At 69.3% G+C, this 2719-nt stretch carries 3 protein-coding genes; all 3 read right to left on the bottom strand.

The genetic code is table 11. The features are described 5' to 3' along the window. On the bottom strand, positions 1–1394 hold a 1394-nt coding region (locus tag FO470_RS19445; protein ID WP_144344656.1), incomplete at its 3' end, for an NAD(P)(+) transhydrogenase (Re/Si-specific) subunit beta. Between the two features lie 10 nt (positions 1395–1404). Then, positions 1405–1872, bottom strand: coding sequence for an NAD(P) transhydrogenase subunit alpha part 2 (locus tag FO470_RS19440; RefSeq protein ID WP_144344655.1), 468 nt, complete (start codon positions 1870–1872; stop codon positions 1405–1407). A 136-nt stretch (positions 1873–2008) separates the two neighbouring features. Next, the coding region (locus FO470_RS19435) for a Rossmann-fold NAD(P)-binding domain-containing protein (RefSeq protein ID WP_472771026.1) at positions 2009–2719 on the bottom strand (711 nt) is incomplete at its 5' end.

Below are 2719 nucleotides of genomic sequence, written 5' to 3'. Positions count from 1 at the left end.
AGATTCTTGACGATATCCTCGACCATTTTTTTGGCGTCGGCGAAGAGCATCATGGTGTTGTCGCGGAAGAAGAGCTCGTTCTCGACGCCGGCATAGCCGGCCGCCATGCCGCGCTTGATGAACAGCACGGTCTTGGCCTTCTCCACGTCGAGGATCGGCATGCCGAAGATCGGGCTCTGCGGGTCGGTCTTGGCCGCCGGGTTGGTCACGTCGTTGGCGCCGATGACGAAGGCCACGTCCGCCTGCGCGAACTCCGAGTTGATGTCCTCGAGCTCGAACACCTCGTCATAGGGCACGTTCGCTTCCGCCAGCAGCACGTTCATGTGCCCGGGCATGCGGCCGGCGACCGGATGGATGGCGTACTTCACCTCGACGCCCTCCTCCTTCAGCTTGTCGGCCATCTCACGCAGCGCGTGCTGCGCCTGGGCGACCGCCATGCCGTAGCCCGGCACGATGATCACCTTCGCCGCGTTCTTCATGATGAAGGCGGCGTCCTCCGCCGAGCCCTGCTTCACCGGACGCGTCTCCACCGCCCCGGCAGGACCCGAGGAGGTGTCGCCGCCGAAGCCGCCGAGGATGACCGAGATGAAGCTCCGGTTCATGCCCTTGCACATGATGTAGGACAGGATCGCGCCCGAGGAGCCGACCAACGCGCCGGTGATGATCAGCGCCGTGTTGCCCAGCGTGAAGCCGATCCCCGCCGCCGCCCAGCCGGAATAGGAGTTCAGCATCGACACCACCACCGGCATGTCGGCGCCGCCGATCGGCACGATGATCAGCCCGCCCAGGACGAGCGACACCAGCACGATCAGCCAGAACACCGTGTGGCTCTCGGTGGCCACCAGCACGCCGATCAGCACGATCAGGAGCGCCGCCAGCGCGGCGTTGATGAGATGCCGGCCCGGCAGCAGGATCGGCTTCCCGCTCATATTGCCGTTCAGCTTGGCGAAGGCGATCACCGAGCCGGTGAAGGTGATGGCGCCGATGGCCACGCCCAGGCTCATCTCGATCAGCGCCTGCGCGTGGATCTCGCCCGGCGCGCCGATGCCGAAGGCTTCGGGCGCATAAAGCGCCGCCGCCGCCACCATCACCGCCGCCAGGCCCACCAGAGAGTGGAACGCCGCCACCAGCTGCGGCATCTGCGTCATCGCGATGCGCCGCGCGATCACCGCGCCCGCCCCGCCGCCGAGGGCAAGGCCCCCCAGCACCAGCGCCCAGCCGCCGATCCCCGCCGGCGGCGAGGACGCCAGCGTCGTGGCGATGGCGATCGCCATGCCCACCATGCCGAACAGATTGCCCTGGCGGCTCGTCACCGGGCTCGACAGCCCCCGCAGCGCCAGGATGAACAGAACCCCCGAGACGAGGTAGAGCAGCGCGACCAGATTGGCGTTCATCGCTCCGCCCTCACTTCTTCTTCGAGTACATGGCGAGCATCCGGCTGGTCACCAGGAACCCGCCGAAGATGTTCACCGCCGCCAGCACCAGGCCCACGAAGCCGAAGCCCCGCGCCCATTCCGTGCCCTCGGCCACCGTGTCCACGCCCACCGCAAGCAGCGCCCCCACCACGATCACCGAGGAGATCGCGTTGGTCACGCTCATCAAGGGCGTGTGCAGCGCCGGCGTCACCGACCACACCACGTAGTAGCCCACGAACACCGCCAGCACGAAGATGGCGAGCCGGAACACGAACGGGTCGATCGCCCCGCCCGACAGCGCGTGCGCCGCGCTCCCGGCAATATCCGCGTAGCTCTGCGCCGCCGCGTCCGCATAGGCCTGCGCCGCCTGTGCCGCCTGTCGCGCCACCTCGGCCGCCAGGCGCGCCCCTTCCGCCGCGTTCTGGGCGACCGCGTCGCCCGCTGCCGGATTGGCCATGTCCTTATCCCCTGAACTCTGTTCTCAAGGCCCCGGCCCGCCCTCCCCCGGCGCGCCAGGCCTCCTTCAACCGATCAATGCCGAGCGCTGGTCAAGGCCGGCTCCCGATCCCTGCGGAGCGGGGCCGCGCCCGCGCTCACGCGGCGCTGGCAGCGTCCCCTTGCGCCGTGAACCCCGGGTGCACCACCGCCCCGTCCTTCGTCAGCAGCGTCGCCTTCACCAATTCGTCGTCCCACTTCACCGCCAGCGACTTCGTGCCCTTGTCCACCAGCGTCTCCACGAAGGCGTACAGGTTCTTCGCGTAGAGCTGCGAGGCCGTCGCCGCCAGACGCCCCGGCACGTTCAGGTGCCCGACGATCTTCACCCCGTTGGCGGTGGTCACCACCTCGCCCGCGACCGCGCCCTCGACGTTGCCGCCGCGCTCGACCGCCAGGTCGATGAGCACCGAGCCCGGCTTCATCGACGCCACCATCTCCGCCGAGACCAGCTTCGGCGCCGGACGGCCGGGGATCAGCGCCGTGGTGATGACGATGTCCTGCTTGGCGATGTGCGAGGCCGTCAGCGCCGCCTGCTTGGCCTGGTACTCCGCCGACATCTGCTTGGCGTAGCCGCCCGCCGTCTCCGCCTGCTTGAACTCCTCGTCCTCCACCGCGATGAACTTGGCCCCCAGGCTCTCCACCTGTTCCTTCGAGGCCGGGCGCACGTCGGTCGCCGACACCACCGCCCCGAGCCGGCGCGCCGTGGCCACCGCCTGCAGCCCCGCCACGCCCGCGCCCATCACGAACACCCGCGCCGCCGGCACCGTGCCCGCCGCCGTCATCATCATCGGGAAGGCCCGCCCGAACTC

Source organism: Ancylobacter moscoviensis (genome assembly GCF_007559435.1).
Classification (GTDB): domain Bacteria; phylum Pseudomonadota; class Alphaproteobacteria; order Rhizobiales; family Xanthobacteraceae; genus Ancylobacter; species Ancylobacter moscoviensis.
This window is presented reverse-complemented; position numbering and strand designations above follow the sequence as displayed.

Bases quoted from the DNA above. Each gene is read 5' to 3' on its own strand.
- FO470_RS19440 (WP_144344655.1), bottom strand. From the start codon at position 1,872: ATGGCCAATCCGGCAGCGGGCGACGCGGTCGCCCAGAACGCGGCGGAA.